The organism is uncultured Tateyamaria sp., from assembly GCF_947503415.1.
GTDB lineage: Bacteria > Pseudomonadota > Alphaproteobacteria > Rhodobacterales > Rhodobacteraceae > Tateyamaria.
The window spans coordinates 1,241,579-1,264,858 of record NZ_CANNDS010000001.1; the positions used below are offsets into that span (position 1 = coordinate 1,241,579).

Consider the following 23,280-nt stretch of genomic DNA (forward strand, 5'->3'; position numbering starts at 1 on the left):
CACAACCTACTGCCATCACCCGGCGCTGCAAGGTGGAATGGTCAGGTCAGCTCAGCATCTTTGCGGGCAGTTTCGGGCGCTGTTACTGAAAACCGTATGACAGTTGCCCCGGACGCAATGGGCGACACCTGCGCCCTGAGCGGACCATGTTGATGGTGCAGGACTTCGGCATCCCACATCGCACGCTCGCCAAGCTTCATGACGAAATCGCGCATATCCCCCCAGGCGGGATCTGGCACACATTTTTCCTGCCACGCTTGCAAACAGTCGACGATGGTCACGTCGGCAAAGCTGTTGTCCGGATCAAGCTTCCACATCTCTCTGTAGGAGGCATTGCAGAATGTCAGAACACCAGCAGACGAAAAGACAACCAGCGCATCCTCGAACGTGTCCATCAGCGATTGACCCAGTTCAAGCTCTGCCCGGAAGTTGCGGGTCAGCGATATCTCCGCGGTGATGTCTTCGATCAGGAACGCGATTGCGCCATCGGGATGTGGGCGCCCGCTGACGCGGTAGGTGTGACCGGTATCGAGGTTCCACGTCTCATGATAGCTGCCATGGGAGGCCGCATTGATCATCGCGGAAATCTCTTGCCGCCATGATCCATAGTTCTTGGGTTCGGGCATCACTCGATTGTCGCGCAGTCGGTCAAAGAACGACAGCATATCGGGCCGCGCGCTCAGAAACTCCGCTGGCAGCGATGTCAGGTCCAGAAGGGCCGGATTGAACAGCGCCAATTGACCATTCCGATCGAAAATCGCGAGGCCGATGGACAGCTGTGCAAAGGTTTTGGCAAGTGTTTGGACAAAGTTGCGCTGGGCTACCTCGGCCTGAATGACGGCATTGATGTCGACGGCGTGGAACACAGTCGTAGACCCCGCTTGGGTCGCTGTGACATTGTACCATTCCGTTGTGCCGTTACGGTCCATTTTGACAGGCACCCGCACCGAGGATTTGCCTGTCATGTCGATGGGCGTGAAGTCAAACACGACCGGAACTTCGTTGTTGTCCGTTCCATGCACCGCGCGTTCCAGCGTGTCATATGCGGTGTTGCGCCATGTGATGCTTTGGTTCTGGTCGACCAGCCAGATCGGATAAGGGGCCGCAATTGCAGCAAGGCGCAAGGTATCCAGCTCAGACGCGAGCGATTGCATGACGTGTTTCGTACTTGCGTCGACTGACACGTGATCATCAATCTCGACGCGTGTCATGTCGTCTTCGCGGTGCAATCGCAGCACGGCCGAATCGTCCGGACGCGCGGCTTGCAGGGTGAGAGTTTCGACGGTTTGAATGTCACCTTCGTCCGGCAGTCCAGGGAAACGAGCATTCAGTCCAGCCTTCAACGCCTGCCAATCGGTGATGTCGGGGCTGCGCTGCATCGTGGTTTCGGCCTCATGCGAAGCATGCTCCAAATCCACGCCATCAAACAGAAAAGACATGGGGTCCGATGTGCCGGGCGATGCGTCGTGGGTGGCGGTTGCGGGAGAGCGACCGAGGTACAGGATGCCGACAACAACCGCGCAAAGCGCAGCGCTGAACACCACAAACATCTCGACAACCATCATTCCGCGACCTTTCGCCACCCGCGGGAGAGTATTCGGTAAGGATGGTTAACGCAGGCTTAACGCGTGGTCGGTTTCAAACCTCTATGCGCTCATTTCTTCCAATCGACAGGGCGTTTTCGCCCACACGGGCGTCCACTTTTTGACGTGGCCACACCACTTCGACAATCGCCCCGATATGCGTATCGCCGGGCTCCCACGTTCCATAAGGGTCTGCACCATTGGCAAAAGTGAGTTCTGCGCCGGATCGTTCAAGCAATGTCTTGGCGATGAACAAGCCCAGTCCCATTCCCTCGTATTCCGGGCGCTGCGCGCGTTCTGATGATGTTTTTCGCCGCCGAACAAACGGATCACCAATGCGTCCCAAAAGCTGCGGAGGAAATCCGCGGCCATCGTCCATGATGCGGATCGTGATTTCGTCTTTGGTCCAGTGCGCTTCGATCCAGACGGTGGCGCGGGCAAAGTCGACTGCGTTTTGGACAAGATTGCGCAGGCCATGGATGATTTCGGGCTGTCGCAGGATGGCGGGTTGGTCAATTTCATCACCTGCGTCCGGGTCATGGATGTATTCAACGACCTTGCCACGCTGCGTGTGTGGTTCAGCGGCCTCTTGCACCACCGTCATCAACGGGGCCTGGCGCAGGTGCAGGTCATCTTTGCCTGCACGGCCCATGTCGCGCAGGATATCCCGGCAACGATCAGCCTGTTCGCGGATCAGAGCTGCGTCTTCCTTCAATTCCGGCCTGTCATCCAGCTCTTCGAGCAATTCGGCGCTTGTCAGCTTGATGGTGGCAAGTGGGGTGCCCAACTCGTGCGCGGCAGCGGCCACAACGCCGCCAAGGTCGGTCAGTTTCTGTTCCCGTGAGAGGGCCAATTGTGTGGCCGACAGTGCGTCCGACATCGAATGAATCTCTGACGTGACGCGGCGGGAATAGAGGCCGATGAAGCAGATCGCGATGACCAGGGCGATCCAGTTTCCAAAAACAAACAGGTCTGGAATGCGCAGGATGAAGCCCTGCTGGGTGCGAAGGGGCAGATGGAAATCGGATAAGACTGTCACGATAACGATGGCCGTGGCGCCCACCAACAACGTGGACCGTGTGGTCAGGACGGCCGCCGAAATGGTGACGGGTCCAAGAAGCAGAAGGGCAAAGGGATTGTGCAATCCACCTGTCAGGAACAGAAGGAACCCAAGCTGCAATACATCGAAGAGGACCATCAGCAGGTTCTCAAACTCGTTCAGGCGTTTGTTTTCCGGGAAAACGAAGATGGCGATCAGGTTGCCGATCACCGAAACACCGACGGCGAGATAGCACAGGCCCAGCTCAAGCTGCAGGCCGTACAGGCGCTGCGCCACGGTCAACGCAACAAGCTGACCAACGATGGCGACCCAACGCAACAGGATCATCGTCCGCAAGCGAATCCAGTTGGATCTTTGTTGGCCGGTCAGCAGGCCAATGTCAGGTTGCGCCATTGTGTCACTTCTTCGTTTATTGAACTCAGGCCGGGGATTGATAGCTAGGGTATAACCCTAGCCCGGAGGCCGAACATGACCCGTATCATCGCACCCGTTGCCGCCATTGTCGCCGCCCTTTTTCTTGGGGGCATCTGGTGGGTGACCCAATCGGGTGGAGAAGAGACAGCCTTTGCCCAATGCGGTGCCACCCAGATCGCGGGTGACGGCAATCAGATCGGCGGCCCGTTCGAGTTGGTCAATGCCGAAGGGCAAACCGTGACGGACACAGATGTGATCACCGAACCAAGCCTGATCTATTTTGGCTACACATTCTGCCCCGACGTGTGCCCGCTGGACACGGCCCGCAATGCCGAAGCCGTGGATGTACTGGCCGAACGCGGCATGTCGGTGACGCCCATTTTCATCACCGTTGATCCGGAACGCGATACACCTGAAGTCGTTGGAGATTTCGCCTATAACTTGCATGAAAAGATGATTGGCCTCACCGGAACGCTTGAGCAAACGGATGCAGCAAGCAAGACCTATCGCACGTATTACAAGGCCCATGACAAGTCGGACGAGTTCTACCTCGTGGATCATTCGACCTTCACCTATCTCGTTTTGCCGGAACATGGATTTGTCGAGTTTTTCCGCCGTGACGTCAGCGCAGACACCATGGCGGACCGGGTTTCCTGCTTTGTGGAAAATGCCTGATATCGCGGAATAATTTGACCAAGGTCCCTGCGCGCGCCATATTCTGCGTCAGCCAGAATAATAAGCGGGAACTGGAGAATTCGATGGCCGAAGCAGCACAGCAGGAATTGGGAGAGGACAAAACTCTCTTATTGGTTGACGACGACGAACCGTTTCTGCGGCGGCTGGCGAAGGCCATGGAAAAACGCGGGTTCGAGATTGAAACGGCCGACAGCGTGACCGCTGGCAAGGCCATCGCGACGGCGCGCCCACCGGCCTATGCCGTGGTGGACTTGCGTCTTGAGGACGGCAATGGGCTGGATGTGGTCGAGGTGTTGCGTGACCGCAGGCCGGATGCGCGTGTGGTTGTCCTGACCGGCTATGGTGCCATCGCGACGGCTGTGGCTGCGGTGAAAATCGGCGCGACTGACTATCTGTCGAAGCCCGCGGATGCGACGGATATCACCAACGCACTGCTGGCCACGGGTGATGATCTGCCACCCCCGCCCGAAAACCCGATGAGCGCCGACCGCGTGCGCTGGGAGCATATCCAGCGTGTCTATGAACTGTGTGATCGCAACGTGTCAGAGACGGCGCGGCGGTTGAATATGCACCGCCGGACGCTGCAGCGCATTTTGGCGAAACGCTCGCCTCGTTGACAGGTTCAAGGGGGCCGTGTGGCCCCCGACCTGCGCCCTCCCCCCGAGGAATTTTCTGGAACAGAGACGGGTTGGATGCACGGTTGTGCGCCCACCCGTAGATTTCAATTTCTGAAATCTGTGGCCGCTGCATAGGGTGTCACCCCCCGTGCACCCTGCGTACACCCCCTGTGCACCCCCACCGTGAAGGTGGCGTAACGATGCGTTAACGAAATCAGAGGTCGTAGCGCTTGAGGATCTTGTCCACTTTCTGGCCGTTCGCCATCTCGTAATCTTCGATGCGGCCGTAATCCTGAAATCCGCGCGACTGGTAATAGATGAGCCCACCGTCATTGTCGGCGCGGATATTGGCATTGATCCATGTGTAACCAAGGTCTTTGGCCGCATTGCGGGTGGCGTCGAACAGTTTTGATCCGATGCCGAGCCCGGTCTGGCCCACCTGGACAAACGTGGCAATCTCTGCCGCTTCGGGCGGCAGGTAGTCGGTGCCGCTTGCGATCCATTGAAAGCCCACCACACGTTCGGCGTTGTCCACGGCCACATGCCAGGCCGCGCGCCCTTTTTCCGCCATCCACTGGGCCAGATCGTCGCCGGAAACTTTGGTGGTGATCGCCGTTGTGCCACCTTCTTCGATGATGGTGTTGAGCAGTTCGGCCATGGAGGGGGCGTCGAGTGCGATGGCGCGGCGGACGTTGATCATGTGCAGTGCTCCAGCAATTCGGCGTGTCGGGCGGTGAATGCGTTTCGGGTTTCGACCGGCGGGCGCAGGACAATCTGCAAGGCGTCGATCAGGGTGAGGTCCGGTTTGCCAAAGAATTTACTGGCCTCGCCTTCGGTAAATCCGGCGATCTGGGTGGCTTCCATCCAGGCGCTGATCTTGTCCGCCTTCTTGATCTGGCGCTTGATCGCTTGCGGCACCTTGGCGGGCAGGCCAAAGCGGATATGGACCGCCGCCTCGAGCCGGTCATCCAGATCCTTATAGCCCGGTCCAACGGCGGCCTTCACGGGCGAGATCATGTCGCCAATCACGTATTCCGGTGCGTCGTGCAGGAGGGCCGCCAATCGCCATTTTGCCGGGGCCTTGGGCGCGATGCGTCCAAACAATGTCTCAACCAGCAAGGAATGCTCTGCCACTGAATAGGCATAGTCGCCTGCCGTCTGCCCATTCCAGCGCGCGACAAAGGCAAGGCCGTGGGCGATGTCCTCAATCTCGATATCCATGGGGGTCGGGTCCAGCAGGTCGAGCCTGCGGCCTGACAGCATGCGCTGCCATGCGCGGGGTTGTTTGGCCATGTCGCCTCCGATCTTGGCGTGTCCTAGCGCAGGCGTGCGCTGCTTGGAAGGATCGCGTGTCCAGACGCCCACCTTCACCGCACGAAGCTGAAATGCAAGTTCGCGGGAACCTAAAAGACGCGGCAGCGTTTTCTGTGAAAGGAAGAGAGTATGAAACGCACCATCGCACTTGTCCTCGCAGCTTTTATCCCGGCCACGGCCGCGTCTGCCGATCCTGTCTGCATGCTTGCAGCAGAAATGGAGGCGGCCCTGATCGATTGGTACGCCGAAGCACCGGTTGAGGGGGCTTGGGTCGATGCACAGCAACTCTGGGCGTCCGAGGCGACCGGTACATGGACCTTGATGGAGTTGAACGGTGACGGAACGGCCTGCGTCCTCAGTCAGGGTGACAACTGGCAGGCTGGCGATGATGCCCTGATTGCGCTTGGCCGGTCCCTGGAGTCGCAGGACGGTGGTTCCGCATCCGCGATTGCCTTTCTGGACATGCTGCAAGCTGACGCATCCTGATACAATTTTGTCATCGGCGACCGTGCCGCGCAGCAGCCGAATTTCCACATGATTGCCCCTTGGGGGGTCCGGTGTTATCTGCCTTTCAACCCGATTTGAAAGGACAGAACAGATGACACAAGATTACGTCGTAAAAGATATCGCCTTGGCCGATTATGGTCGCAAGGAATTGGACATTGCCGAAACGGAAATGCCGGGCCTGATGGCCTGCCGCGAAGAGTACGGTGAAAGCAAACCGTTGGCCGGTGCGCGCATTGTCGGGTCCCTTCACATGACGATCCAGACCGCTGTTCTGATCGAAACGCTGGTCGAACTGGGCGCCGATGTGCGCTGGGCCTCGTGCAACATCTTTTCGACGCAGGACCATGCGGCTGCGGCCATCGCGGCCAGTGGAACGCCGGTCTTTGCCATCAAGGGTCAGTCGCTGGAAGAGCATTGGGATTACCTGGACAAGTCGTTCCAGTTCGAAGATGGCCCGAACATGATCCTCGACGATGGGGGCGACGCGACCCTTTACGTTCTGCTCGGGGCTCGTGCTGAAGCAGGCGAAGACGTCATTGCCGTGCCCACTTCCGAAGAAGAAGAGGTGATCAAGAAGCAGATCGCCAAGCGGATGGCGCAAAGCCCCGGTTGGTTCACCAAACTGCGTGATCAGATCAAGGGCGTGTCGGAAGAGACCACCACCGGTGTGAACCGTCTGTACCAGCTGGTGCGCGACGGGCAGTTGCCATTTCCCGCGATCAACGTGAACGACAGCGTCACCAAGTCGAAGTTCGACAACAAGTATGGCTGCAAGGAATCGCTGGTCGATGGCATCCGCCGCGCCACCGACACCATGATGGCCGGCAAGACCGCCGTGGTCATGGGCTATGGCGATGTTGGCAAAGGATCGGCCGCCTCGCTGGCCGGTGCTGGTGCCCGCGTGATCGTGACCGAAGTGGACCCGATCTGCGCGCTGCAGGCGGCCATGGACGGCTTTCAGGTCACCACGCTGGAGGATGTTGTCAGCACCGCCGACATCTTTGTCACCACCACCGGCAACAAGGACGTGATCCGCATCGAGCACATGCGCGAGATGAAGGACATGGCCATCGTCGGCAACATCGGCCACTTCGACAATGAAATTCAGGTGGCGAACCTGAAGAACCACAAGTGGACCAACATCAAGGAACAGGTGGACATGATCGAGATGCCAAACGGCAATCGCCTGATCCTGCTGTCCGAAGGTCGTTTGCTGAACCTTGGCAATGCCACCGGCCACCCATCCTTTGTGATGTCTGCGTCCTTCACCAATCAGGTGCTGGCGCAGATCGAACTGTGGACCAAGGGTGATGAATACAAGAACGACGTCTACATCCTGCCCAAGCATCTGGATGAGAAAGTCGCCCGTCTGCATCTGGACCGGATTGGCGTGAAGCTGACCCAGATGGATCCCGAACAGGCCTCGTACATCGGTGTGTCGCCCGACGGGCCGTTCAAGCCGGAACACTACCGCTACTAAAGAAAACGGGCGGGGATGTCCCCGCCCGTCAGTCGCTTTGAAAGGTCGCGCGTTGCGCGGCCTTTTTTAGTTGTCGTTCAGAGCGTTGCCGATACCCACGACCGATCCGATCAGGCCAAAGACTGTGCGGACGGAGTTGATCGGGCTTTCTGTCGCCATCACCAGGTCGCCGGGATTGATGTTGAACTTTCGTGCCGCAAACAGTGCATCTGCCGAGGTCAGATCAATGGCAAAGACCACTTGGGTTTTTGCAGGACCAGTGCCATCTGACCGCAGATCCTTGCTGGCGTAGTCACGCAGGATCAGCACACCTTTGGGATTGGCGCGGTTGTCATTGATGCCATCGACAAGGGCCAAGGCTTCGATGGCGTTGATCCGTTCCTGCGTGAACGGCACGATTGTCTCGGACCCGGTGGCCCCCAATGCGACGAAATACCGTTCGTCTTCCTGTGCGATGATCTTGTCGCCGCCCCGCAGGATGACATTGGCAGAGGGCCGTTCATACAGATCGTCGGCCCGGATTTCATAAGAGTTGCCGCCACGGATGACCCGGATCAGCGGATTTTCCAGATCGGACGACACGCCTCCGGCAGCGGAGATCAGGCTGAGGATCGAGTAATTGCGATTCGGCAATGGATAGTTGCCGGACGCATTGAACCCACCCACGGCATCCACCGAGTTGTCGGGGCCGGATGTGACGGACAATTGTACCTGCGGGTCAGGGATCACGACGCGCAATTGCTCTTCGATCTGGCGGCGGGCCGCGTCGGGCGTTGATCCACTGACCTGGACATGGTCGATGTAGGGCACAAAGATCATGCCGTCGGCGGCCACCATGATTTCCTCGAGCGACACGGCTTGCTGCGACAGGCCGGTCAAAAGCGAGTTTTCCTGGTTGTCCCAAATGACAAGCTTGATGCTGTCGCCGGGTCGAATGACATTGGATTTCGGCCCCGGATCGCGAGAGAACCAATGGTAATGACCCTCCCACCCTGTGGCTGGCCATGATGCCAGCTGCGATACGTTTTGAAGTGTGATCGGAACAACGGAAAACGCTGCGTCTTCGTTGTCTTGGTTGCGATTTATTTCGCCTTCGACAGCCGCACCACGTGGCAGAGTACATGCCGCAACTGTCGCAATGATCATCAAAGACGCAAAAAAGCGAATTGGATATTGCAAGATCTGTCCCCCTGCGCCTTTACGGCGCGATATTCCAAGCAGGTTTAGCCGGAAACATCGGCGGCGCACACAACCATTCTATCGCACGGGCAATCAATCGCCGAAACCGTTGCGCGTTGACAATAGAAAACCCCAGATCAGGTGGTTTTACTTTCCGGATTGCCCATATCTTCCGCTTCGAGCACGTCCGCATCATCGACAACCGCGAGGTTGGATGCCTCGGCCTTGGCCGGAGTGCCGACCAGCAGCGGCAGCATTTCGGTTCCGCCGGGCAGTGACAGCTCTGCATTGGGCGGACGTTCCCACGTCAACGTGTCGAACGCGCCGCAATTGCTGCAGGTCGGTGCCCATTCGCCATGGATGTTGTGACAGTTGTCGCACACCCATTGCGAACCGCGCGGGGCCGTCAGGGCGCGGGCCAGCCAGCCTTGCACAACCGCATCACTCGCCCCCTCGCCGCGCTCTATTGCAGCCATGAGGGTCAGTGACCGGGTGGTTGGATCAGTTTCCACCAGATCACCAAGCGCGCGCCGCGCCGATGGGAAGTCTTCTGCCGCGATATGCAACTCGCTCAGAAGCATGCGCGTTTCGGGGTGGTCCGCTTTGGATTTGGTCAACGCCGCGAAACGCTTCTGCCGCGCTTGCGCATCCTCGTCCGGTTCAATCGCGGCATAGGCGGCGGCGACGTCCGGGTGCGGTTGCGCCTCCCATGCCTTTTTCAGCACGCGGGTCGCATATCGTTTCTGGCCCTTTTCAATATAGCCATGGGCTGCCATCACAGCTGCAGGGATCAGGTCGGGCGACAGGCGGTTGGCTTCGATCGCGGCCTCACGCGCTTCGATCGTTTCATCCTCTGCCAGCACCTTTCTGGCTTCGCTCAGCGCGAGCACCGCGTCGCGCCGTTTGTGCACGTCGCGCGGCAGGGCGCCGTGCTTCAGCTTGGCGCTCAGCGTCTCGCGCGCGCCTTTCCAGTCCTGCTTGTCCGCTTGCAGTTTCAGCAGAATATCCTGCGTTTCCTCGTGCTTGGGTTTGATGGCAAATGCCTTTTCCGCAAGCTGCAGCGCTGTGTCCGTGTCACCATCGGCCAGCTTTTGCTTCATGATCCCGCGCACACCGACAAAGCGGGTGGCATCATTCTCCACCAGCTTGCGATAGGTTTCTTCAGCCTTTTTCCTGTCACCCGCCTGCTCTGCCGCTTGGGCGGTGAGCAGGTTCGTCAGTTCGGGCCTGTCCAGATAGCGATCCGCCTTTTCTGCTTTGGCAAGCGCTGTGCGCGCTTCACCCGATGCAAGGGCCATCATCCCCTCGGCCAGCGCGTCGAACCCTTTTGCGTATTTGCGACGTTCGAAATACCGCGAGATGGCGGTGTCGTCGCCATTCAGGAAGTGCCACGTGGCGATGAGCAGACCCAAGAGCTTCAACGCGATCCAGACCGCGATGACCAGCACCACAAGGCCGATCACCGATTGCAGCGGACCAAGTGTGTATTCGCTGCCCGACACCACGACGCGTACGCCGCCGTCGCTTTCGAGAAGCCAACCGGCGCCGAGGGCCAGGGCCGCAACCGCGACCACGAAAATGATGATTTTAACCAATGACCAGATCATAAAAGGCCCCTTCAGAGTGCCGACAGGCGTTCCGCCAATGCGTTTGCGGCCGTAACCGCTTCGTGACGCTGTTGCGCCTGTTCCAACCACGACCCGAGGGCCGCTTGTGCTTGTTCGGGCAGGCCTTCGGCCTCGGCCAGTGCGTCGCCAAGCCGCCCGTCACGCGCGGCTGCTTCGATCCGGGACAGTATGGCATCCGGGTCGGAGCCTTCTTTGGGCAGGATCGACCGTGTGCCAAGCTGGCGCTCAAAAAACGCGCCCAATCCACCGCCCTCTTCCGCAGAGCGGGCTGCGGCCAGTGCATCGCGCGCCGCGTCAGAGGCTGTCGCCTGCAGTGCGGACAACGGTTGCACCCCGTCCGCCGCAGGTGCCCGCAATGCGTCAGGGATGTCCGTAATGCCAGCTTGTTCAAGATCACCAAGCGCGGCTTCGAACGGGCCACCACTGTCAAGGGCCGCGAGCACGCGATTGACGGCCGCGCGGGCCAGGGTTGCGCTGGCGGACGCCTCCGCATTTTCGCGGGCAACGCGCGCATCTTCGAGCAGGCGGTCAATCTCTTCTTGTTGCGCGGTCGCGGTGCTGCGCAGATCGGCCAAAGCCGCATCAATGGCATCATCGGGCACAATTGGTGCAACGGCGGGTGCATCTGCCAACGCCTCGATCCGATCAGAGAGGTCAGCGATCTGTTGTTCCAGCGGACCAAGGTCTGTTTGCGGCACCGGCTGGTTTTCGAGGTCAGAGGTCAGCGTCGCGATTTGCGCTGTGGCGTTATCCAGACGCGCGGTCAGGTCATCGACCCTGCTGTTCAACTGCTCCACCACTTCCGGGTCGACCCCGGCAGGAGATGTGCTGGGGAAGATCGGATCAAGGATGTCGGACCGCGCCGCGATGAACCCTGCCATCGCGACAATGATGCCCGCAAAGATCATGGGCAAAACGCTGCGGCGTTCAGGTTCCGGTTGCGGAGGTGGCGGCGATGAGACAGCTTCTGGCTCTGGCTCTGGCTCTGGCTCTGGCTCTGGCTCTGGCTCTGGCTCTGATTCCTGCGCGGTGTCTTCGATCGACGCCGGATCATCGGGATCGGCCAACACCACTTCTTCCGCTTCAAGGTCTATGATTTCGGTTGCGGCAACTTCGTTGGACACCTCTGTGCCCACGGCATCGCCCTGCTCTGGGGTCACTTCAGCGCTGTCCGGTTGAACGACCTCAGCGTTTGGCTCTGCGTCGGGCGTTTCCGGCGTTTCCGCCTTGGGATCGTCCTTGGGCCCACTTTCCGGACTTTTGCGTTTGGCCAAGGAATCCCCCTTTCGATTCTCACGTGCGGTTGCTGCACCGCATCAAAGTCTAGCGCGCGGTCCCGCGCCCCTCAACCCGCACTGATGACATCGGCAATGGCATCGTACATCGCCGGCGCGTCGGGCCGGGCGGCAATCGCGGCCGCTGTAAACGGCTGAGCCGCGTTCGCAACCGCCGCACTCATCGCCACCACACGCAACGATGTGGCGCGCGGCGCCTGGTTTGCAAATTGTGCAGCCATTCTAGGAGAGAAAAGAGGTGCCACGACCATTTGTTCCCGCGAAATGGCATTTTTTGCAGCATCCGACAGTGGTTGGAGCACCTGTTCATACACAATCGCCTCCCGTGCACTGTGTCCGCTGACTTGCAGGCGGGCGACGATATTGCCGCGCGTGTGTCGGCCACGCACATGCACAAACGGCTGGTCCGGCGGTAATTTTTCCAGATACGACACCAGACCATCTGCATCTTCCCCGGCCATCCGGGCCCCCCACCCGTGCTGATTTGCCCATTTGGTGGTTGCAACACCCACGCAATATGCAGGTCTGCCATCGCTCTCTGGTCCATGAGATACCGCATTGGACGAGGTGAAAATCGGGATCTCAGACTTGGTGAGGGCCACCGTTCCGCTCAGTCCTTCAATCCGCATCACCGGGCTGAAAAGCGGACCAACACGCGCGCGAAGTTCGGCGGGCATGTTGCCCACAAACCGTTCGGCCGCGGCGCGCGGGCGGGTCATCAGCAATGTGACGCGGGGGGGAGGTGCATTGTTTGCCACGGCTTATGCTGATACCTCGCACGCGCCTTTGGTGCAACGGATGGGCTATGACGCAGACGGTGACAGTTCTTGGGATCGAAAGCAGCTGCGACGATACGGCGGCGGCTGTTGTGCGCGGCGTGCCCGGACAAATGGAGATTCTTTCGTCCGTTGTTTTTGGTCAAACAGCCCTGCACGCTGATTTCGGCGGCGTGGTCCCCGAGATCGCGGCCCGTGCCCATGCAGAGCGTCTGGACGTCAGCGTTGCAGGTGCGCTGGAGGAGGCGGGTTTGGCCCTGAGTGAAATGGACGCCATTGCCGCGACCTGCGGTCCCGGCCTGATTGGCGGTGTCGTGGCGGGTGTGATGACGGCCAAGGGGTTGTCGGCGGCCACGGGCAAGCCGCTTTACGGCATCAATCATCTGGCGGGCCATGCCCTTACGCCGCGCCTGTCCGATGGCATTCCGTTTCCCTACCTCATGCTGTTGGTGTCTGGCGGGCACTGCCAGTTTCTGGTGGCTCACGGTCCCGATAAATTCACGCGGTTGGGCGGAACGATCGATGACGCCCCGGGAGAGGCATTCGACAAGGTCGCGCGGCTGATCGGGCTCGGTCAGCCCGGAGGCCCGGCGATTGAGGCCGCCGCGCAAGATGGTGATGCAACGCGCTTTGCCTTCCCGCGACCGCTTGCGAACAAGCCCGGGTGTGACCTGAGCTTTTCCGGATTGAAAACGGCGGTGCTGCGCGCGCGTGATGACATCGTGGCTGAAAAGGCGGGCCTGACGCAAACAGATCAGGCCGATCTTGCGGCGTCCTTTCAGGCGGCTGTCACGGACAGTCTGGCAGGCAAGGCACGGCGCGCGCTGGATCTGTATCTGGACCTGTCGCCGCAAACCCGCACGTTCTGTGTTGCGGGCGGTGTTGCAGCAAATATGACCATCCGGGCTGCGTTAGAGACTGTTTGCAAGGATGTCGGCGTCTCATTCAACGCTCCGCCTCTGGCATTGTGCACGGACAACGCCGCCATGATTGCAGCGGCAGGGATCGAACAAATGCCATTGCGCGCGCCGGACGGGATGGGGTTGTCTGCGCGTCCCCGCATGCCGCTTGATACAACAAGTGCATCGATGCTTGGGTCAGGTAAGAAAGGGGCAAAGGCGTGAGCGTCGGCATCGTAGGTGCCGGAGCCTTCGGCACGGCCTTGGCCATCACCTTGGGACAGGAACAATCCGTTGTTCTGTGGGCGCGCGACGCAGAACACGTGGCGGAAATGCAGGCAGACCGAAGCAACCGCCGCCGTCTGCCCGGTGCCAATTTCCCCGCCAATCTGTCAATAACCGCCCAATTAGAGACTGTTTTTGCCTGTGACATCGTCCTGTTTGCCGTTCCAATGCAGTCATTGGGCGCGTTCGTGGCCGGTCATGACCTCAGCGCAATGACCGCCGTTGCGTGCTGCAAGGGGATCGATCTGACAACCGGGACCGGGCCGACGCATGCCCTGTCGGGGGCCGACTGTGCCGCTGTTCTGACTGGCCCGAGCTTTGCTGCTGATATCGCCGCTGGTTTGCCGACGGCGCTGACGCTGGCTTGCAGGGATGAGATACGCGCCGAAACGCTGCAATCGCAGCTGTCTACGTCTACACTTCGGTTGTATCGCACCACGGATGTGGTTGGGGCGGAACTGGGCGGGGCGCTCAAGAACATCATTGCCATCGGCTGCGGTGCTGTCATGGGTGCGGGCCTTGGTGACAGCGCCCGCGCCGCACTTTTGACCCGCGGTTTTGCCGAGATGCAGCGCGTGGGTGCCGCCCTTGGTGCGCAGCCTGAAACGCTCATGGGATTGAGCGGGCTGGGCGATCTGACGTTGACCTGCACTTCCGACAAGTCGCGGAACTACCGCTTGGGTCTTGCCCTTGGCGCAGGAACGGAATTTGATGCCGCCACCACCGTGGAAGGGGCAGCCACCGCCCGGGCCCTGCGCGGGGTTGCTGCCAAACACGATCTTGATTTGCCTGTCTGTGCCACAATTGCTGATCTGGTGGACGGCATCATAGATATACAAGGCGCGATGGCCCGTTTGCTGGCCCGCCCGCTCAAGGAGGAATGACATGCTTTTTGCCCTGATGGCCTTTGACAAAGACGGCGCGCTGGACGTGCGGATGGACAATCGGCCCGCGCATCTCGACTACCTTGAGAGCACCGGCGTGGTGAAACAGGCCGGACCGTTTCTGGACGCGGGTGGCAACCCGTGCGGATCGCTGATCGTGCTGGAGGTTGAGGATATGGCAACCGCACAGGCGTGGGCTGACGGCGATCCCTATGCCAAGGCGGGCCTGTTTCGTGACGTGCAGATCAAGGCGTGGAAACAGGTGATTGGGGCATGAAATACTGGCTTTTCAAATCCGAACCTTCGACCTGGAGCTGGGATCAGCAGGTCGCCAAGGGGGACACAGGCGAAGAATGGGACGGCGTGCGCAACTACCAGGCGCGGAATTTCATGCGTGACATGAAGGTTGGCGATCGCGGGTTCTTTTATCATTCGCAGACCGAAAAGGCTGTTGTGGGCATCGTTGAAGTGATTGCCGACGCCCATCCTGACAGCACCACCGATGATGATCGGTGGGAGTGCGTGGATATCAAGGCGATTGGGCCCGTGAAGACCCCCGTGACGCTTGAGATGGTCAAGGCTGACCCTCGATTGGAAGAGATGGCGCTGATCCGAAACTCGCGCTTGTCCGTCCAGCCGGTGACGGAACGTGAATGGGCCGTGGTATGTGAAATGGCGGGCGTGGACCCCTAAACGCTTTGGAATTTCCCCATCCTCTGGCAGTTTGACAGCACAATTGGCCGAAAACGGAGGGACAGATGGGATTTTTGGCAGTTTTGGTGGCGGGTATCGCCGGGTTCATGTTCGGAGCAATTTGGTACACGGTGCTTGCCAAACCATGGATGGAAGCGTCTGGCGTGCCGCTCAATGCTGCCGGCGACGCGCCTGCAAATCAGAAAAACCCGGTGCCCTACATCACCAGCATCGTTGGCGCGATCCTTGTCGCGGGTATGATGCGCCACGTATTCGCGCTGAGTGCGATTGACAGCTTTGGTGAAGGGTTGGTGTCCGGCTTTGGGATCGGGCTGTTTCTGGTCACACCCTGGATCGCGACATTCTATGCGTTTGGCGCACGGCCGTTTCGGCTGACACTGATCGACGGGGGGTATGCCACATTCGGATGCACGGTGATCGCTGCGGTTCTGATGCTGTTTTGAAAAAAGGGTTCTGACCTGACACGGCCAGAACCCTCTTTCACCCCGGTGTACACTCCCAGTGGCCACCGCATCTAAGGCTGAATTTCGGGCCTGACCTTCTGGTCTGACAGGATGGTACGTAGCAGTGCGACGCTAAAAACTCAATTTCATAGTGGCAACGATTGGACCCAAAAAAGAAACACCCGCTTAAAGCGGGTGTCCCATTCGTTAACGCCAGAGCCGTGATATCAGCCGTAAACGCTTTCTTTCCCGAAATGCTTGGTCAGCATGTAGTAGACGACGGCGCGGTACTTGTTGCGCTCTGATTTGCCGTAGGTCTCGATGACCGACGCAATCGCTTCGTCCAGCTTGGGACCGTCTGCAAGGCCCAGCTTCTTGATAAGGAAGTTGTTCTTTACCGTTTCCAGCTCCCCCGGCTGGCTGGACGCGACGGTGGATGCATCAGAGTCGTAGATCGACGGACCACAGCCGATCGTCACTTTCGTCAGCAGGTCCATGTCCGGCGCCATGTTGCATTTGTTTTTCAGATCGTCCGCATATTGCGCGATCAGATCGTCCCGTTTGCCCATATCTTAGTCTCCCACCAGTTGGACTTGGCCACCATTCATGACCTTGGACGGGAGGTTAGAGCAGCAAGGGTGCCGAAACAAAGGAAAAAGTTTGCCGCTTTTTCCCCGTCAAATTTTTTGCTGATCTGCGATTCAATACCGGTTGATCTTGATCTCGGTCTTGCCCGTCGTGGTTGGCATCTGTTCCGGATCGGACACGGTGGCATCGCTGTCGCTTGCGTTGCCAGTGTCGTCAAAACTGAAGGTAAAGCCGCGCACGTAGAACGACCGGGGTTCCGTGATTGACGTAGTCCGGTCGACCCATTCCGGAGAAAAGGCAACCGTCCAAACACCGGGGTAGGCGTGCACAAGATTGTGCATGCAAGTCAGAGCGACCCAGATGCCGACGGTTTTTGCAGCGAGATGTTCCTTGGTCGTCAGGTTCAGGGCCGACCGCAGAACAAAGGCGATTGCAATGGCCAGACCACCATCCATCAGCATGGTTAGATCCGGATCCACGTTTGGGTCGGGGGCACCGTTGACGTGGAACATCGCATATCGGGACAGCACTACCGTGAAAATGCCGACAAACAGCGCGCCAACGATGGAACCGGGATAGGCCAGATTGCGGACCCAATCCGGTGTGCGCCCGCGTGCGGCAGCCGCAGCTTCACTTTGGCGGGTTTGATGTTGTGTGTGCGTTTCGTTCAGGCGAGCAAGCCGCGCCGCAAATACGTCATGTCCCTGTGCCATGGGAAACCTCTAGCCAAATCAACAGGTTCTATTCTGACGCGAGTTGGCGGCAGAATTGAGGCAAGTTGACGAAACAAGAATGGCGTCTGTCAGCGTACCGACAGGATTTCGGTCAGTGGCTTTTTGATCTTGGCGACGGCGGGCACTGTCGCATCTTTTGCCGCGTGACCCACAGCAATGATCATCGTCGCTTTCTCACTCTCGGGTCGGCCCAAGAGGTCGCCAAGGAATTTCATCGGGTTCGGCGTGTGCGTCAGCGTTACCAAACCGGCGGTGTGCAGGGCCGTCAGCAACATACCCGTCGCAATGCCAACGCTTTCGGGCACGTAGTAGTTCTTGTACCGCGTGCCGTCGTCAAACAGGCCATAGCGCTGGGCAAAGACCACGATCAGCCATGGCGCGTCCTCAAGATGCGGCTTGTCGGCATTGGTCCCGATCGGTTCCAGCGCCTTGATCCACTCGTCGCTTGCGCCGCCATCGTAGAACTTGCGTTCTTCTTCTTCGGCAGCTTCGCGGATCTGGCGTTTGACGTCCGCGTCCTTGATCGCGACGAAGTGCCAGGGCTGGTGGTTGGCGCCCGAGGGCGCTGTACCCGCCGCGGCCACGCACGCCTCGATCACCTCTTGGGCCACGGGACGGGTGGAATAGTCGCGCACGGTGTGGCGTTGGGCCATGAAATCGCGGAACTCTTCGACGCGTCTCAGCATCTCGTCGTCGCTCAGGTCCTGCCGGTCCGGCAAGGGCAGTTGGTTGTATTCCAGCTTGTCCTTGGCAAACACGATCAGAAATCCAGGTTCTCGACGCTCAGGGCGTTCTTCTGGATGAACTCACGGCGCGGTTCGACCACGTCACCCATCAACTTGGTAAAGAGATCATCAGCCTCGGCCATATCCTCGACCTTCACCTGCAACAATGTACGGGCATCGGGATCCAGAGTCGTCTCCCACAGCTGATCGGGGTTCATTTCGCCCAGACCTTTGTAGCGTTGCAGGGACAGACCGCGTTCGCCTTCCTCAAGGATGGCGTCCAGCAGGTCCATCGGCCCCATGATCGCTTGCACCCGATCCTTGCGGATCAGCGTGGCGGGGGTGCCGTAGACATCTTGCAGCCCTTGTGTGAACGAGCCGGTCTTGCGCGCCTCGCCCGACCGCATCATTGGCCCATCCAGCGTACGGACCTCTTCGACGCCGCGCAGGATACGCGCCAGACGCACGCCCTTGTCCTGCGTGATCCGGCCCTGCCAGCCGCGTTCCCATTCCAGCGCGATCAGGTTCAATCGCTCGGCCACCTTGTCGGCCACACCTTGCAGGTCGGCATCGACCGCACCGGGCACAAAGGCCCCGGCAATCGCTGCCTGTTCCAGAATGTGGCGCGGATAGTGGGTGGGGAAGGCTTGCAAAACGCGTTTGAGTTGCCGTGCATCGTCCACCACGCGGACAAGGTCCTGGCCGACGATCTCCTCGCCATTGCCCTGGCGCAACATGGCCCCTTCGATGCCCTGTTGGATCAGGTAATCCTGCATCTCGGCCTCGTCCTTGAGATACACCTCGGACTTGCCGCGCGCGACTTTGTAAAGCGGCGGTTGCGCGATATAGAGATACCCGCCTTCGATCAGTTCCGGCATCTGACGGTAGAAGAAGGTCAGCAGCAGGGTACGGATGTGCGCGCCGTCCACGTCCGCATCCGTCATGATGACGATCTTGTGGTAGCGCAGCTTTTCGATGTTGAACTCGTCGCGCCCGATCCCGGTGCCCAGCGCCATGACCATGTTGCCAATCTCTTGGCTGCCCAGCATGCGGTCAAAGCGGGCACGTTCAACGTTCAGGATTTTACCTTTGAGCGGCAGGATTGCCTGGGTTTTCCGGTCCCGACCCGTCTGGGCGGAACCCCCGGCGCTGTCACCCTCCACAAGGAAGATTTCGGTATTGGCCGGGTTCTTGTCCGAACAATCCTTCAGCTTGGAGCTGAGGAAGTTCATGTCCATCGGGTTCTTGCGCCGCGTCAGTTCCCGCGCCTTGCGGGCCGCTTCGCGGGCAAGGGCCGCTTCAATGATCTTGCCAACGATGATCCGCGCTTCGTTCGGGTTCTCTTCGAACCACTCGGCCAGCTTTTCGTTGACCAACCCTTCGACAGCAGGACGCACTTCGGAGCTGACCAGCTTGTCCTTGGTCTGGGACGAGAATTTGGGATCAGGCACTTTGACCGACAGCACACAGGTCAGCCCTTCGCGGGCATCATCGCCGGTGAAGGTCACTTTTTCCTTCTTCGCGATGCCGCTGGTCTGCGCGTAATTGTTGATCGTCCGGGTCAGCGCACCACGAAAGCCCGCCATGTGCGTGCCGCCATCGCGCTGCGGGATGTTGTTGGTAAAGGGCAGGACGTTCTCGTGGTAGCTGTCGTTCCACCACATGGCGACTTCAACGCCGATGTCGTCCCGCTCGCCGGTGATAAAGATCGGCTCGGGCATGACGGAGGATTTGTGCCGGTCGAGGTATTTGACGAATTCCTTGACCCCACCCTCGTAAAACAGCTCGGACCGCAGATGTTCGATGGGGCGTTCATCCACCAGGATGATCCGCACGCCCGAGTTCAGGAACGCCAGTTCGCGCAGCCGCTTTTCCAGCGTCTCGAACGAGTATTCGAGGTTCGAGAATGTGTCGGTTGAGGCAAGGAACCGCACTTCGGTGCCCGTGCGCCCACCGGCGTCACCGACAACCTTCAGATGCTCGACTGTATCGCCATGCGCAAACCGCGCCACGTGTTCCTTGCCGTCGCGCCAGATGCGCAGGTCAAGCTCGACCGACAGTGCGTTCACCACCGACACGCCCACACCGTGCAAACCGCCCGACACTTTGTAGGAGTTCGAGTCGAATTTCCCGCCTGCGTGCAGTTGCGTCATGATGACTTCGGCTGCGGACACGCCCTCTTCCTCGTGAATCCCGACCGGAATCCCGCGCCCGTTGTCGCTGACCGACACCGAAGAATCCGCGTGAATTGTGACGGTCACCGCGTCCGCATGACCGGCCAGCGCCTCGTCAATTCCGTTGTCGACAACCTCATAGACCATGTGGTGCAGACCGCTGCCATCATCGGTGTCACCGATATACATGCCCGGACGCTTGCGTACCGCTTCCAAGCCTTTGAGAACTTTGATAGAATCCGCGCCGTATTCTTCGGGGGTTTGCTCGTTGTCAGCCATTGATGGGCCCCTTTGTTCGTTGCCCAAAATATACTGTTTTCCACAGGCATTGTCACGCAACTGACACAAGATTTTGTGTGTCAGGTCAGGGGGATGATCAGGCCGACGCAGATCAGCAAGCCACCTGCGATCAGGTTCATCCGCCGCAGGGCTGTGGCAGAGGTCATAAGCCGCCGCGCACGGTCGATGAACAGCGCCATGACAAGGTTGCCGAACAGCGGCACGATCATTGACAACAGCACAATGACAGCCACGTCCCAGGCCGTCAGCCGGGTCAAATCGAAGAACCCCGGCAGCATGCCCATGTAGAACAGGATGGCCTTCGGATTGCCCAGGATCACGGCCAACCCAGCCAGAAATCCGGCCCACATGCCGGGTCGCGTCAGGCGGCTATCGGTGCCGATGGTCTTGTCCGCATTACGGATCACCAGCGCACCCATCAGCAGGAAGATCGCCGCGGCGACCCACTTGAGGACGGCAAGAAACCCGCCATAGACGGACAGGATCCACGTGATGCCAAAGATGGCGAGCAGCGACCACAGCACATCACCGACAACCACACCCAAGGCCAAGGGCCACGCGGCGTGAAACCCCCCTGACAGGCTGCGCGCGATCAGGCCCACCCACACGGGCCCTGGTGTCAGGAACAGCACCGCCAGCGCGCCTGCATAAAGCGCAATGTCCCAAGGCGCGAGGGTCACGGCCCCGACACCTCGCTCAGACCGTCATGGTCCGTCACGTGCACATACTGCGCCCGGTCCCCCAGACTGTCGAACAGCTCCGTCTCGGTCCCCGTCATCCACGCCTGTGCTCCAAGCGCACAAATCTCGTCATAAAGCGCGGCCCGCCGGTCCTGATCCAGATGTGCCGCGACTTCATCAAGAAGCAGCAGGGGTGGTGCCCCAAAATCCCGCGCTAACGCCCGCGCATTGGCGAGGATCAAAGAGACGAGCAACGCTTTCTGCTCACCTGTGGAACAGTCCTTCGCCGGAACGCCCTTGGCCGCGTAAACCCCATATAGATCAGCGCGATGCGGCCCCAAGAGCGTACGTCCGGCTGCCAGATCACGACCGCGCCCATCAGCCAAGGCTGCGCGCACATCCTCAACCGTGTCTGGCATCCCCAACTCACCGGGCTGCAGGGTCAGGTCCGCTGCTGGAAAGGCGGTCTGCGCCCCCTCCTGCGCCTCGGCCAGTTCCGCCAAGGCGCGCATGCGGTTGGCGTGAATGGCACTCCCCGTTTCGGCCATGCGCAACTCAAGCGCTGCATACCAATGCGCGTCACGCACCATGTCCTTGAGCAAGCGGTTCCGCTCGCGCATCGCCTTCTCATACTCCAATGACACCTGCGCATGATCGGGAATAAAACTCAGGGTCATGCGATCCAGAAAGCGCCGCCGCCCCTCGGCCCCTTCGATCCAAAGACGGTCCATGGAAGGGATCAGCCACAACACCCGTGCAATCCGGCCCAAGGCTGTCTGTGCCGCCGCCTTGCCATCAATCCTGACCTGCCGCGCGGCGCCGCCTTCAGACCACGTCTCGACTTCGTGCACCTGCTGCAAGGAATGCAACACACCAGACAGTTTCCAGCCCAAGGCCTCTGGCCGCCGCGTCATATCCTCCGCCGACGACCGGCGCAGACCCCGGCCGGGTGAAAACAGCGATACAGCTTCCAGAATGTTGGTCTTTCCGGCGCCATTGGGTCCGTAGATCGCAACGGGTCGCGCATCCAGCTCCAAACGCGCCAGCTTGTGAGACCGAAAATGGGACAGGGTCAAAGAGGAAAGGGACAGCGTCACCCCTGTCCCCTGTTTCTTCTGACTGAAAATACCACCGCCGGAGGCAAGATTTTTCGCCGAAAAATCTTAAACGCGCATCGGCATGACAACATAGACTGCCGATTGGTCGGTGCCTTCCCGCATCAAGGTTGGATCACCGGAAGAGTTGAACATGAACACCGCGTTCTCTCGATCGACCTGAGAGGCGATCTCAAGCAGGTATTTCGCGTTGAACCCGATCTCCAACCGCTCATCGCCATAGGCGACGGCCAGCTCTTCTTCGGCCGCGCCGCTGTCGGGCGCGTTCACGGACAGGATCAACCGATCCTCGTCCAATTGCAATTTCACCGCGCGCGAGCGTTCGGATGACACGGTTGCAACCCGGTCCACGGCCTTGGCAAAATCGGAGGCGTCCACCTCCAGCTTGCGGGTGTTGCCCACCGGGATCACGCGCGTGTAGTCGGGGAACGTGCCGTCGATGACCTTGGATGTCAGTGTGATGTCGGGCGTGGCAAAGCGCACCTTGGTCTCGGAAACGGATACGGCGATCTTCATGTCGTCGTCATCCAGCAGCTTGCGCAATTCGCCCACGGTCTTGCGCGGAACAATCACGCCCGGCATGTCGGCGGCCCCGTCGGGCAGATCGCTGTCGATCCGCGCCAGACGGTGACCGTCAGTTGCCACACAGCGCAACGCCTTGCCATCATCACCGTCGGCAATGTGCATGTAGACACCGTTCAGGTAGTACCGCGTTTCTTCCGTCGAAATGGCAAACTTGGATTTGTCGAACAAGCGGCGCAGCTTCGGTGCTTCGACCGAGAAATTCGAGGCGTACTCTGACGACGCCATGACAGGGAAATCTTCCTTGGGCAGGGTCGCCAACGAAAAGTTCGACCGTCCCGCCTCGACCGTCAAGCGGCCCGCAGCACTGTCGGCGATCAGGGTCACAAGCGCGCCATCGGGCAGCTTGCGGACAATCTCGTGCAGCGTTGTGGCCGCCACGGTTGTGGCGCCGGCCCGTTCAACCTGCGCGGGGGCCTTGTCCACCACCTCGATATCCAGATCAGTGGCGCGGAAGGTCACGTCAGATCCTTCCGCCTCGATCAACACGTTGGCGAGGATCGGGATCGTGTTGCGACGCTCGACCACGGATTGGGCCTGGCTCACCGCTTTCAGCAGCACACCGCGTTCGACACTGATCTTCATGGCCTTTTCTCCCCCACCTTGCA

The 23,280-nt window shown here is 59.7% G+C and carries 24 protein-coding genes; 9 read left to right on the plus strand and 15 right to left on the minus strand.

Translation table 11 applies throughout. The features are described from left to right. Nucleotides 1-41: 41 nt before the first annotated feature. Together Q1A32_RS05970 and regB are read right to left on the minus strand one after the other, a co-directional pair. Entirely contained in the window at nt 42-1,565 is a 1,524-nt protein-coding gene (locus tag Q1A32_RS05970; protein ID WP_299650830.1) for a PAS-domain containing protein, read from the minus strand. 73 nt (nt 1,566-1,638) lie between these two features. Beyond that, on the minus strand, nt 1,639-3,036 hold the full coding sequence (gene regB, locus Q1A32_RS05975) for a sensor histidine kinase RegB (RefSeq protein WP_299608340.1): 1,398 nt from the start codon (nt 3,034-3,036) through the stop codon (nt 1,639-1,641). 75 nt (nt 3,037-3,111) lie between these two features. On the opposite strand from regB, the gene Q1A32_RS05980 reads away from it, so the two are divergent. Both Q1A32_RS05980 and Q1A32_RS05985 read left to right on the plus strand, forming a co-directional pair. Next, complete coding sequence (locus Q1A32_RS05980) at nt 3,112-3,732, plus strand: SCO family protein (RefSeq protein ID WP_299650833.1); 621 nt, start codon at nt 3,112-3,114, stop codon at nt 3,730-3,732. An 83-nt stretch (nt 3,733-3,815) separates the two neighbouring features. Continuing rightward, a complete protein-coding gene (locus tag Q1A32_RS05985; protein WP_299650836.1) occupies nt 3,816-4,370 on the plus strand; it encodes an ActR/PrrA/RegA family redox response regulator transcription factor in 555 nt (184 codons plus the stop codon). Nucleotides 4,371-4,584: 214 nt separating this feature from the next. Here the strand turns inward: Q1A32_RS05985 and Q1A32_RS05990 are convergent, their stop codons facing one another. Further along, on the minus strand, nt 4,585-5,070 hold the full coding sequence (locus Q1A32_RS05990) for a GNAT family N-acetyltransferase (RefSeq protein ID WP_299650839.1): 486 nt from the start codon (nt 5,068-5,070) through the stop codon (nt 4,585-4,587). Next, a complete protein-coding gene (locus Q1A32_RS05995) occupies nt 5,067-5,663 on the minus strand; it encodes an HD family hydrolase (RefSeq protein ID WP_299650842.1) in 597 nt (198 codons plus the stop codon). The genes Q1A32_RS05990 and Q1A32_RS05995 overlap by 4 nt, the downstream gene beginning before the upstream one ends. Nucleotides 5,664-5,813: 150 nt before the next feature. Here Q1A32_RS05995 and Q1A32_RS06000 point away from each other — a divergent pair, with 150 nt between their 5' ends. Continuing rightward, nucleotides 5,814-6,170, plus strand: a complete 357-nt coding sequence (locus Q1A32_RS06000) for an S-adenosyl-L-homocysteine hydrolase (protein WP_299650845.1) — start codon at nt 5,814-5,816, stop codon at nt 6,168-6,170. Nucleotides 6,171-6,282: 112 nt separating this feature from the next. Next, nucleotides 6,283-7,671: an adenosylhomocysteinase gene (ahcY, locus tag Q1A32_RS06005; protein WP_299608328.1), complete on the plus strand. Its 1,389-nt coding sequence runs from the start codon at nt 6,283-6,285 to the stop codon at nt 7,669-7,671. Nucleotides 7,672-7,737: 66 nt separating this feature from the next. On the opposite strand, the gene Q1A32_RS06010 is transcribed toward ahcY, so the two are convergent. From Q1A32_RS06010 to Q1A32_RS06025, 4 genes are all read right to left on the minus strand, one after another. Then, the gene (locus Q1A32_RS06010; RefSeq protein WP_299650848.1) at nt 7,738-8,850 is read right to left on the minus strand and encodes a polysaccharide biosynthesis/export family protein; all 1,113 of its coding nucleotides are present in this window, start codon (nt 8,848-8,850) and stop codon (nt 7,738-7,740) included. 137 nt (nt 8,851-8,987) lie between these two features. Further along, on the minus strand, nt 8,988-10,457 hold the full coding sequence (locus tag Q1A32_RS06015; RefSeq protein ID WP_299650851.1) for a heme biosynthesis protein HemY: 1,470 nt from the start codon (nt 10,455-10,457) through the stop codon (nt 8,988-8,990). Nucleotides 10,458-10,468: 11 nt separating this feature from the next. Then, complete coding sequence (locus Q1A32_RS06020; RefSeq protein ID WP_299650853.1) at nt 10,469-11,752, minus strand: COG4223 family protein; 1,284 nt, start codon at nt 11,750-11,752, stop codon at nt 10,469-10,471. Nucleotides 11,753-11,823: 71 nt separating this feature from the next. After that, the gene (locus Q1A32_RS06025; protein WP_366141209.1) at nt 11,824-12,492 is read right to left on the minus strand and encodes a uroporphyrinogen-III synthase; all 669 of its coding nucleotides are present in this window, start codon (nt 12,490-12,492) and stop codon (nt 11,824-11,826) included. 86 nt (nt 12,493-12,578) lie between these two features. On the opposite strand from Q1A32_RS06025, the gene tsaD reads away from it, so the two are divergent. From tsaD to Q1A32_RS06050, 5 genes are all read left to right on the plus strand, one after another. Next, entirely contained in the window at nt 12,579-13,673 is a 1,095-nt protein-coding gene (gene tsaD / locus Q1A32_RS06030; RefSeq protein ID WP_299650856.1) for a tRNA (adenosine(37)-N6)-threonylcarbamoyltransferase complex transferase subunit TsaD, read from the plus strand. Next, nucleotides 13,670-14,617, plus strand: a complete 948-nt coding sequence (locus Q1A32_RS06035) for an NAD(P)H-dependent glycerol-3-phosphate dehydrogenase (protein ID WP_299650859.1) — start codon at nt 13,670-13,672, stop codon at nt 14,615-14,617. Before tsaD ends, Q1A32_RS06035 begins: the two co-directional genes overlap by 4 nt. A gap of 1 nt (nt 14,618) precedes the next feature. Then, nucleotides 14,619-14,894, plus strand: coding sequence for a YciI family protein (locus Q1A32_RS06040; protein ID WP_299650862.1), 276 nt, complete (start codon nt 14,619-14,621; stop codon nt 14,892-14,894). Continuing rightward, nucleotides 14,891-15,310, plus strand: coding sequence for an EVE domain-containing protein (locus tag Q1A32_RS06045; RefSeq protein ID WP_299650864.1), 420 nt, complete (start codon nt 14,891-14,893; stop codon nt 15,308-15,310). The genes Q1A32_RS06040 and Q1A32_RS06045 overlap by 4 nt, the downstream gene beginning before the upstream one ends. A gap of 65 nt (nt 15,311-15,375) precedes the next feature. Continuing rightward, a complete protein-coding gene (locus tag Q1A32_RS06050; RefSeq protein ID WP_299608307.1) occupies nt 15,376-15,774 on the plus strand; it encodes a DUF1761 domain-containing protein in 399 nt (132 codons plus the stop codon). Nucleotides 15,775-16,001: 227 nt separating this feature from the next. On the opposite strand, the gene Q1A32_RS06055 is transcribed toward Q1A32_RS06050, so the two are convergent. The 7 genes from Q1A32_RS06055 to dnaN all read right to left on the minus strand — a co-directional run bounded on the left by Q1A32_RS06055 (nt 16,002) and on the right by dnaN (nt 23,257). Further along, nucleotides 16,002-16,343 carry a DUF2853 family protein gene (locus Q1A32_RS06055; RefSeq protein WP_299650867.1) on the minus strand — a complete coding sequence of 114 codons (342 nt, stop codon included), beginning with the start codon at nt 16,341-16,343 and terminating at the stop codon, nt 16,002-16,004. 132 nt (nt 16,344-16,475) lie between these two features. Further along, nucleotides 16,476-17,075, minus strand: coding sequence for a hypothetical protein (locus tag Q1A32_RS06060; protein WP_299650870.1), 600 nt, complete (start codon nt 17,073-17,075; stop codon nt 16,476-16,478). An 89-nt stretch (nt 17,076-17,164) separates the two neighbouring features. Beyond that, the gene (locus tag Q1A32_RS06065; protein WP_299650872.1) at nt 17,165-17,854 is read right to left on the minus strand and encodes a nitroreductase family protein; all 690 of its coding nucleotides are present in this window, start codon (nt 17,852-17,854) and stop codon (nt 17,165-17,167) included. Nucleotides 17,855-17,856: 2 nt separating this feature from the next. Next, the gene (gyrB, locus tag Q1A32_RS06070; RefSeq protein WP_299608297.1) at nt 17,857-20,274 is read right to left on the minus strand and encodes a DNA topoisomerase (ATP-hydrolyzing) subunit B; all 2,418 of its coding nucleotides are present in this window, start codon (nt 20,272-20,274) and stop codon (nt 17,857-17,859) included. Nucleotides 20,275-20,354: 80 nt separating this feature from the next. Further along, nucleotides 20,355-20,975 carry a LysE family translocator gene (locus tag Q1A32_RS06075; RefSeq protein WP_299650875.1) on the minus strand — a complete coding sequence of 207 codons (621 nt, stop codon included), beginning with the start codon at nt 20,973-20,975 and terminating at the stop codon, nt 20,355-20,357. Then, nucleotides 20,972-22,072 (minus strand): DNA replication/repair protein RecF, encoded by a 1,101-nt coding sequence (gene recF / locus Q1A32_RS06080; RefSeq protein WP_299650878.1) that lies wholly within the window; start codon nt 22,070-22,072, stop codon nt 20,972-20,974. Before recF ends, Q1A32_RS06075 begins: the two co-directional genes overlap by 4 nt. A gap of 66 nt (nt 22,073-22,138) precedes the next feature. Beyond that, on the minus strand, nt 22,139-23,257 hold the full coding sequence (gene dnaN / locus Q1A32_RS06085; RefSeq protein ID WP_299650881.1) for a DNA polymerase III subunit beta: 1,119 nt from the start codon (nt 23,255-23,257) through the stop codon (nt 22,139-22,141). Nucleotides 23,258-23,280: the final 23 nt, after the last annotated feature.

What these genes read in the sequence shown, in the direction of transcription:
- Q1A32_RS06015 (WP_299650851.1), bottom strand. Translation starts at nt 10,457, where the DNA reads ATGATCTGGTCATTGGTTAAAATCATCATTTTCGTGGTCGCGGTTGCG.
- Q1A32_RS05970 (WP_299650830.1), bottom strand. Translation starts at nt 1,565, where the DNA reads ATGATGGTTGTCGAGATGTTTGTGGTGTTCAGCGCTGCGCTTTGCGCG.
- Q1A32_RS05985 (WP_299650836.1), top strand. Translation starts at nt 3,816, where the DNA reads ATGGCCGAAGCAGCACAGCAGGAATTGGGAGAGGACAAAACTCTCTTA.
- Q1A32_RS06055 (WP_299650867.1), bottom strand. Translation starts at nt 16,343, where the DNA reads ATGGGCAAACGGGACGATCTGATCGCGCAATATGCGGACGATCTGAAA.
- dnaN (WP_299650881.1), bottom strand. Translation starts at nt 23,257, where the DNA reads ATGAAGATCAGTGTCGAACGCGGTGTGCTGCTGAAAGCGGTGAGCCAG.
- gyrB (WP_299608297.1), bottom strand. Translation starts at nt 20,274, where the DNA reads ATGGCTGACAACGAGCAAACCCCCGAAGAATACGGCGCGGATTCTATC.
- Q1A32_RS05980 (WP_299650833.1), top strand. Translation starts at nt 3,112, where the DNA reads ATGACCCGTATCATCGCACCCGTTGCCGCCATTGTCGCCGCCCTTTTT.
- Q1A32_RS06000 (WP_299650845.1), top strand. Translation starts at nt 5,814, where the DNA reads ATGAAACGCACCATCGCACTTGTCCTCGCAGCTTTTATCCCGGCCACG.
- ahcY (WP_299608328.1), top strand. Translation starts at nt 6,283, where the DNA reads ATGACACAAGATTACGTCGTAAAAGATATCGCCTTGGCCGATTATGGT.
- Q1A32_RS06045 (WP_299650864.1), top strand. Translation starts at nt 14,891, where the DNA reads ATGAAATACTGGCTTTTCAAATCCGAACCTTCGACCTGGAGCTGGGAT.
- Q1A32_RS06060 (WP_299650870.1), bottom strand. Translation starts at nt 17,075, where the DNA reads ATGGCACAGGGACATGACGTATTTGCGGCGCGGCTTGCTCGCCTGAAC.
- Q1A32_RS06050 (WP_299608307.1), top strand. Translation starts at nt 15,376, where the DNA reads ATGGGATTTTTGGCAGTTTTGGTGGCGGGTATCGCCGGGTTCATGTTC.
- tsaD (WP_299650856.1), top strand. Translation starts at nt 12,579, where the DNA reads ATGACGCAGACGGTGACAGTTCTTGGGATCGAAAGCAGCTGCGACGAT.
- Q1A32_RS05990 (WP_299650839.1), bottom strand. Translation starts at nt 5,070, where the DNA reads ATGATCAACGTCCGCCGCGCCATCGCACTCGACGCCCCCTCCATGGCC.
- Q1A32_RS05995 (WP_299650842.1), bottom strand. Translation starts at nt 5,663, where the DNA reads ATGGCCAAACAACCCCGCGCATGGCAGCGCATGCTGTCAGGCCGCAGG.
- Q1A32_RS06025 (WP_366141209.1), bottom strand. Translation starts at nt 12,492, where the DNA reads ATGACCCGCCCGCGCGCCGCGGCCGAACGGTTTGTGGGCAACATGCCC.
- Q1A32_RS06040 (WP_299650862.1), top strand. Translation starts at nt 14,619, where the DNA reads ATGCTTTTTGCCCTGATGGCCTTTGACAAAGACGGCGCGCTGGACGTG.
- regB (WP_299608340.1), bottom strand. Translation starts at nt 3,036, where the DNA reads ATGGCGCAACCTGACATTGGCCTGCTGACCGGCCAACAAAGATCCAAC.